The organism is Streptomyces sp. NPDC001410 (genome assembly GCF_042895235.1).
Lineage (GTDB): Bacteria > Actinomycetota > Actinomycetes > Streptomycetales > Streptomycetaceae > Streptomyces.
Genome location: NZ_JBIAWE010000033.1, coordinates 44,113 through 51,580, shown reverse-complemented (window position 1 = coordinate 51,580; position 7,468 = coordinate 44,113). Strand labels below are relative to the sequence as shown.

7 protein-coding genes and 1 rRNA gene are annotated in these 7,468 nt (G+C 67.5%); all 8 read left to right on the top strand.

What is annotated here, in order from left to right; all coding sequences use genetic code 11:
* A 5S ribosomal RNA gene (gene rrf, locus ACFY3C_RS43675) occupies window positions 1-95 on the top strand; the annotation flags it as partial.
* Between the two features lie 110 nt (window positions 96-205).
* On the top strand, window positions 206-814 hold the full coding sequence (locus ACFY3C_RS43670; protein ID WP_390774877.1) for a CDP-alcohol phosphatidyltransferase family protein: 609 nt from the start codon (window positions 206-208) through the stop codon (window positions 812-814).
* A gap of 113 nt (window positions 815-927) precedes the next feature.
* On the top strand, window positions 928-3,423 hold the full coding sequence (locus ACFY3C_RS43665; RefSeq protein WP_390774876.1) for a sugar phosphate nucleotidyltransferase: 2,496 nt from the start codon (window positions 928-930) through the stop codon (window positions 3,421-3,423).
* Window positions 3,424-3,542: 119 nt separating this feature from the next.
* The gene (locus tag ACFY3C_RS43660; RefSeq protein ID WP_390774875.1) at window positions 3,543-4,472 is read left to right on the top strand and encodes a DUF881 domain-containing protein; all 930 of its coding nucleotides are present in this window, start codon (window positions 3,543-3,545) and stop codon (window positions 4,470-4,472) included.
* Window positions 4,469-4,801, top strand: coding sequence for a small basic family protein (locus ACFY3C_RS43655; RefSeq protein ID WP_003988855.1), 333 nt, complete (start codon window positions 4,469-4,471; stop codon window positions 4,799-4,801). The genes ACFY3C_RS43660 and ACFY3C_RS43655 overlap by 4 nt, the downstream gene beginning before the upstream one ends.
* A 5-nt stretch (window positions 4,802-4,806) precedes the next feature.
* On the top strand, window positions 4,807-5,643 hold the full coding sequence (locus tag ACFY3C_RS43650) for a DUF881 domain-containing protein (protein WP_390774874.1): 837 nt from the start codon (window positions 4,807-4,809) through the stop codon (window positions 5,641-5,643).
* Between the two features lie 190 nt (window positions 5,644-5,833).
* Window positions 5,834-6,664, top strand: coding sequence for an FHA domain-containing protein (locus tag ACFY3C_RS43645; RefSeq protein WP_390774873.1), 831 nt, complete (start codon window positions 5,834-5,836; stop codon window positions 6,662-6,664).
* Window positions 6,665-6,704: 40 nt separating this feature from the next.
* Window positions 6,705-7,442 (top strand): MerR family transcriptional regulator, encoded by a 738-nt coding sequence (locus ACFY3C_RS43640; RefSeq protein WP_390774872.1) that lies wholly within the window; start codon window positions 6,705-6,707, stop codon window positions 7,440-7,442.
* Window positions 7,443-7,468 lie beyond the last annotated feature (26 nt).

The following is a 7,468-nucleotide window of genomic DNA, read 5'->3' as shown; positions in this document are numbered from 1 at the left end:
AAACGCCCGGTTACATTCCGAACCCGGAAGCTAAGCCTCACAGCGCCGATGGTACTGCAGGGGGGACCCTGTGGGAGAGTAGGACGCCGCCGAACTCCTTTTACAGCTCCGGCTCTTGGGCACACAGCCCAGGGGCCGGAGCTTTTTTGCGTTGAGGTAGGGTCAGGGGGCATCGTTGGCTCGTTTTCGCACAGGAGGCTCCCGGGTGGAGGTCCAGGAGACCCGTGTCCAGACTGACCGGGTCCTCACCATCCCCAACATCCTCAGCATGGCGCGGCTCGTCGGCGTACCCCTCTTCCTCTGGCTGATCCTCAGGCCGGAGTTCGGGGGTCCCAACAGCGATGGCTGGGCCCTCCTGGTGCTGGCCTTCAGTGGGATCAGTGACTATCTCGACGGCAAGCTCGCCCGGCGCTGGAATCAGATCAGCAGCCTCGGCCGGCTCCTCGATCCGGCTGCCGACCGGCTGTACGTACTTTCCACTCTGGTGGGGCTCACCTGGCGGGAGATCCTGCCGCTCTGGTTGACCGGCCTCCTGCTCGCGAGAGAGCTGGTTCTGCTGGTGATGGTGGGCATCCTCCGGCGGCACGGCTATCCGCCGCCGCAGGTGAACTTCCTCGGGAAGGCCGCCACGTTCAACCTGATGTATGCCTTCCCGCTCCTGCTCCTCAGCGACGGAAACGGATGGATCGCGTCACTCGCTGCTGTTTTCGGATGGGCGTTCGCAGGATGGGGTACAACGCTCTATTGGTGGGCAGGAGTGCTCTACGTGGTACAAGTCCGCCGCCTGGTCCGCGCGGACGCCACGGCCGATTGAGCTCGTTGATTGTCCGGACATAGTGGCCCGATGGCCCGCTGCGGAAAACTGCGGGACAATGTGGACGGGTGAAGTCGGCTAGACCGTCGTCTCTCTAGGAGGACGCTTCCGACATGAAGGCCGTCGTGATGGCCGGTGGTGAAGGCACTCGCCTTCGCCCTATGACCTCCAGCATGCCCAAGCCGCTCCTGCCTGTGGTGAACCGTCCGATCATGGAGCACGTGCTACGGCTGCTCAAAAGGCATGGGCTCAACGAGACCGTTGTCACCGTTCAGTTCCTGGCCTCGCTCGTCAAGAACTACTTCGGTGACGGCGAGGAGCTCGGAATGGAGCTCACATATGCCAATGAGGAGAAGCCGCTCGGTACCGCCGGAAGCGTCAAGAACGCCGAAGAGGCGTTGAAGGACGATGCTTTCCTCGTCATCTCCGGCGATGCTCTGACGGACTTCGACCTCACCGATCTGATCAATTTTCACAAGGAGAAGGGCGCACTGGTCACGGTCTGTCTGACCCGGGTGCCCAATCCGCTGGAGTTCGGTATCACCATCGTCGACGAGGAAGGCAAGGTCGAGCGTTTCCTCGAGAAGCCGACCTGGGGGCAGGTCTTCTCCGACACGGTGAACACGGGCATCTACGTGATGGAGCCGGAGGTGTTCGACTACGTCGAACCCGATGTGCCCGTCGACTGGTCCGGCGATGTCTTCCCGCAGCTGATGAAGGAAGGCAAGCCGATCTACGGCTATGTCGCCGAAGGCTACTGGGAGGACGTCGGTACCCACGAGAGCTACGTCAAGGCCCAGGCCGACGTCCTCGAGGGCAAGGTCAACGTCGACATCGACGGATTCGAGATATCGCCTGGCGTCTGGGTGGCGGAGGGTGCCGAGGTGCATCCCGATGCCGTGCTCCGCGGGCCGCTCTACATCGGTGACTACGCCAAGGTGGAGGCCGGCGCCGAAATCCGCGAACACACCGTCATCGGCTCCAATGTCGTCGTCAAGAGCGGTGCCTTCCTGCACCGGGCCGTGGTGCACGACAACGTGTATGTCGGTCAGCACAGCAATCTGCGTGGCTGTGTCATCGGCAAGAACACCGACATCATGCGGGCGGCCCGGATCGAGGACGGCGCGGTCATCGGTGACGAGTGCCTGATCGGTGAAGAATCGATCGTTCAGGGCAATGTGCGGGTCTACCCGTTCAAGACCATCGAGGCGGGCGCCTTCGTCAACACCTCGGTGATCTGGGAGTCGAGGGGACAGGCGCACCTCTTCGGTGCCCGCGGGGTGTCCGGAATCCTGAACGTGGAGATCACACCGGAGCTGGCCGTACGGCTGGCGGGTGCTTATGCGACCACGTTGAAGAAGGGTTCCACGGTCACCACGGCCCGTGACCACTCCCGAGGCGCCCGTGCCCTCAAGCGGGCGGTGATCTCCGCGCTCCAGGCCAGCGCCATCGACGTACGGGACCTGGAGAACGTGCCGCTTCCCGTGGCCCGGCAGCAGACCGCGCGGGGCAGTGCCGGCGGCATCATGATCCGGACCTCGCCGGGTGTGCCGGACTCCGTCGACATCATGTTCTTCGACGGGCAGGGCGCGGATCTGTCGCAGGGCGGGCAACGCAAGCTCGACCGGGTGTTCGCGCGACAGGAATACCGCCGGGCGTTCCCCGGTGAGATCGGTGACCTGTACTTCCCGGCGAGCGTCTTCGACTCCTACACCGGTTCGCTACTGCGCAACGTGGACACCACAGGGATCGCGGAATCGGGCCTGAAGGTGGTCGTGGACGCCTCCAACGGCAGCGCCGGCCTGGTCCTGCCCAGCCTGCTCGGCAAGCTCGGTGTGGACTCGCTGACCATCAACCCGGGTCTCGACGAGTCCCGGCCCACGGAGACCGCCGATATGCGCCGGAGCGGGCTGGTGCGCCTCGGTGAGATCGTGGCGTCCTCCGGGGCCGCGTTCGGTGTCCGGTTCGACCCCGTCGGCGAGCGGCTGTCGCTCGTGGACGAGAAGGGCCGGATCATCGAGGACGACCGGGCGCTGCTCGTGATGCTGGACCTGGTGGCCGCGGAGCGGCGCAGCGGACGTGTGGCGCTGCCGGTGACCACGACCCGGATCGCCGAGCAGGTGGCCGCCTACCACGGCACGCAGGTCGAGTGGACGACCACCTCTCCCGACGACCTCACGCGCGTGGGAGGCGAAGAGGGCACGATCTTCGGTGGTGACGGCAAGGGCGGGTTCATCGTCCCCGAGTTCAGCAGCGTCTACGACGGCACGGCTGCCTTCGTACGGCTGATCGGGCTGGTGGCGCGCACGCAGCTCACGCTGAGCCAGATCGACGCGCGGATTCCGCGGGCGCACGTCCTCAAGCGGGACCTGGCGACCCCGTGGGCCGTCAAGGGTCTGGTGATGCGGCGTGTCGTCGAGGCGGCCGGTGATCGCTTTGTCGACACGACGGACGGTGTGCGGGTCGTGGAGACCGACGGACGCTGGGTGATGGTGCTGCCCGACCCCGCCGAGGCCGTCACCCATCTGTGGGCCGAGGGCCCCGACGACGCCTCGGCACAGGCCCTGCTGGACGAGTGGTCAGCCGTGGTGGACAGCGCCGGGCGGTAAACGGGCAGCTCCGGACGGCAAAAGCCACACCACACGCGCGTGCCGGACAAGTGTCCCCAAGGGGGCCTGTCCGGCACGCCGGTGGGGCCATTCGGAGGTACTGCGCGCGACATGCGACGATGTGCGGCATGCCGCAGCAACCCCCCGTTCGGAGCAGCCCCCCGAGGCCGCGGCGTCCGGACGCTTCCATGTCGTTGATCACCAACGTCATGGACCACAGCCTCGACGACGGGTACGCCGAGGCCGCAGCCCGGAAGAGGTCCCAGGGCATCGAAGGCGGACTGCCGAAGACCCTCAGGGCGAAGCTGGGCCTGGCGGCCGGGCTGGTGCTCGCGGCGCTGGTCGTGACCGTCGGAGCGGCCCAGGCGCGCGTGGCGGCGCCCGTGGTGGCCAAGGAGCGCCAGGAGCTGATCGACCGCATCGACCGCGAGACCGCGGCCGCGGACAGCCTGGAAGGCGATGTCGACAAGCTGCGCGACGACGTCGGCGCGCGCCAGCGGGCGGCGCTGAAGCAGAGCGGCGGCGGTTCCGGGGCGGACCTGGTGGGCATCCTGTCGGGTGCCACCGCGGTGCACGGCCCCGGGGTGAAGCTCGTGGTCGACGACGCCAAGGAGGCCAGCACCGGCGGTGACGGCACCAATCCGCGCGAGACCTCCGGATTCTCCGACACCGGGCGGCTGCGCGACCGGGACATGCAGCGGGTGGTCAACGGGCTGTGGGCCTCGGGGGCCGAAGCCGTCTCGATCAACGGACAGCGGCTGACGGCCCTGTCCGCGATCAGGGCCGCGGGTGACGCGATACTGGTCGACAACAGGCCGCTGGTGCCGCCGTACACGGTGCTGGCGGTGGGGGACGGGGAGCAGCTGAGCACCGGGTTCCAGAACGGCGCGGACGGGCTGTATCTGCATGCCCTGGAGCAGAACTTCGGCATCCGCGCCACCATCTCCACGCAGGGTGACGTCCGGTTGCCCGCAGCACCGAGTGTGATCGTACGCACAGCACAGCCAAACTCCGAGAAGACTGCGAAGACTGAGAAGGGCACATCGTGATCGCCGTACTGGGCCTCGTCGTGGGAGTCGTGGCCGGCCTGTTGGTCCGGCCTGAGGTTCCGGCGGTCGTCGAGCCTTATCTGCCGATCGCCGTCGTGGCGGCGCTGGACGCCGTGTTCGGTGGTCTGCGGGCCATGCTGGACGGCATCTTCGACGACAAGGTCTTCGTGGTGTCGTTCCTGTCGAACGTGGTCGTGGCCGCGCTGATCGTGTTCCTGGGGGACAAGTTGGGCGTGGGCGCCCAGCTGTCCACGGGTGTCGTGGTCGTTCTCGGTATCCGGATCTTCTCGAACGCCGCGGCGATCCGACGGCACGTCTTCCGGGCGTGAGACAGATGAGCAACCAGGAAGAGCAGCCGGAGAACAGGCTGCGCAAGGAACTGCCCGACGAGGTGCCGGTCCCTGCGGCCGAGCCCGAGCAGGCGCCCGCCGAGAGCGCCGAGCCGCAGCTCACCGGGCGCCAGCGGCTGGTCAAGGGGCTGTGGCCGCCGCGGGTCACCCGAGCCCAACTCATCGTCGCGCTGCTGCTGTTCGGTCTCGGTTTCGGCCTGGCGGTGCAGGTGGCGTCGAACAGCGACAGCGACAGCGCGCTGCGCGGCGCCCGTCAGGAAGATCTTGTTCGCATTCTTGATGAACTGGATGACCGTACTCAGCGTCTTGAGGACGAGAAACAGGGACTCGAGAAGCAGCGCCAGGAGCTGCAGAGCAGTTCCGACCAGGCCACGGAGGCGCGTCGGCAGACCGCCGAGAAGGAGAGACAACTCGGCATTCTGGCGGGCACCGTGGCTGCGCAGGGTCCCGGCATCACCATGACGATCGAGGACACGAAGGGGACGGTCAAGGCGGACATGCTGCTCGACGCGATCCAGGAGTTGCGCGCGGCCGGCGCTGAGGCGATCCAGGTCAATGGAGTACGGGTGGTCGCGAGCAGCTACTTCACCGACTCCGGCAAGACCGTGAGCGTCGACGGGAACAAGATCAATGCTCCCTATCGTTTCAAGGTCATCGGCAAGCCGCAGGATCTCGAGCCGGCGCTGAACATTCCTGGAGGCGTGGTGCAGACGCTGGAGAAGGAGCAGGCCACGGCGACCGTCGAGCGGTCGAGCAAGATCGTCGTGGACGCCTTGCGGCAGGCGAAGCAGCCTGACTACGCTCGGTCGTCCTCCCAGTGAACCGGTGGTGCATGGGGGACGTCCGGCAGGGGCATGAGGTTGCGGGGGGTCGGCGCACCGAAGAGGTGGTGCGTGGTGGAAACTGTCTGGTGGATACGGACGTTGTGAGGGTGTCCGGGTCGGCCGGTGTAGGCAATCAGGGTTCGTCCTGCCCCACGGGCGGGTCTGTTTCGGTCAAGGGGAATCGCCCGTGAAGTTGTTTGCGAAGTTGTTCGGCAAGAGCGCGCGAGAGGGCAGCGACAACGCGACCGCTCGTCATCGCGCACAGCCTGACGCAGAGGGCCAGCGCCCACTGTTCCGTGACCAGGTCGCTGGTCCGGGCGGTGACATTTCCGGAGGTCAGGGCGCGGCGTCTGTTGACCCTGCCCAGTCCGGCGGCATAGGTTTCGGGCAACCGTCAACCTCAAGTGCGGGTGGAGGGTTTGCCTCCGACCCGTATGCGTCCAACGCCCCCGCGGGGCTGCCGCGGCAGGAGGATCCGTCCATGTCGGTCCTGGTCTGTACGAGGTGCGGTAACCGCAACGCGGAGAACGCCCGCTTCTGTTCCAACTGCGGTGCGCCGCTGCGGCCCGGTGTGGCGCCGGAGCGCGCGTCCGAGACCACGTCCACGATCTCCATCTCCGGTCTCGAGGCCTACGACGCCGAGGCGACCGGTCAGACGGCCATGCCGATGCTCTCGCCCGAGGCGCAGGCCGCGGTCGACGCGCTGCCGATGGGCTCGGCGCTGTTGGTGGTGCGCCGGGGCCCGAACTCGGGCAGCCGCTTCCTGCTGGACAGCGACCTGACCACGGCCGGCCGTCACCCGCAGAGCGACATCTTCCTGGACGACGTGACGGTCTCCCGACGGCACGTGGAGTTCCGGCGCTCCCCGGACGGCTCGTTCACCGTGGCCGACGTGGGCAGTCTGAACGGCACGTACGTCAACCGCGAGCGGATCGACCAGGTCGCTCTGTCGAACGGTGACGAGGTGCAGATCGGCAAGTACCGGCTGGTCTTCTACGCGAGCCGGCAGGGCATCTGACCCCCCGGACTCCGTCCGGGGGGGACCCCAGGGAAGGTCCATGCTTCAAACACCGAGCGGCGGTGCCCGAAGCGGTACCGCCGCCGCGGGCAGTGGGCTGATGAGTATCGGCGCGGTGCTGAACGCGCTGCGTGACGAGTTTCCCGAGGTCACCATCTCCAAGATCCGCTTCCTGGAGGCGGAGGGCCTCGTCGAGCCGCAGCGGACCCCTTCGGGGTACCGGAAGTTCAGTGCCGCTGACGTCGAGCGCCTCGCTCATGTCCTGAGGATGCAGCGGGACCACTATCTGCCGCTCAAGGTGATCCGCGAGCACCTGGACGCCATGGAGCGCGGCGAGGCCGTCCAGTTGCCCCTGGTGGGGCGCCAGCGCACCGGTGAGGACGTGCTGGAGCCGCTCGAGCGGCCCATGGTCGCCCGGATCGGGCGGGCCGCGCTGCTGGCGGCCGCCGACATCGCCGAGGCCGACCTCGAGGAGTGGGAGTCGTACGGGCTCATCGCACCCCTGGAGGACGGGGCGTACGACTCCGAGGCCGTCACCGTCGCCTCGCTGGTCGCCGAGCTGGGCCGGTTCGGGATCGAGCCGCGCCACCTTCGGGTGATGAAGGCCGCCGCCGACCGCGAGGCGGGGCTCGTGGACCAGGTGGTGGCCCCTCTCAAGCGCCACCGCAACCCGCAGACCAGGGCGCATGCCGAGGCCCGGGCGAAGGAACTGGCGGCGCTCACGGTGAAGCTGCACGCCGCGTTGGTGCAGATCGCTCTGGGCGTCCGGCTGCCCTGAGCGGCGGGGGTTCCGGGGGGCCGGAT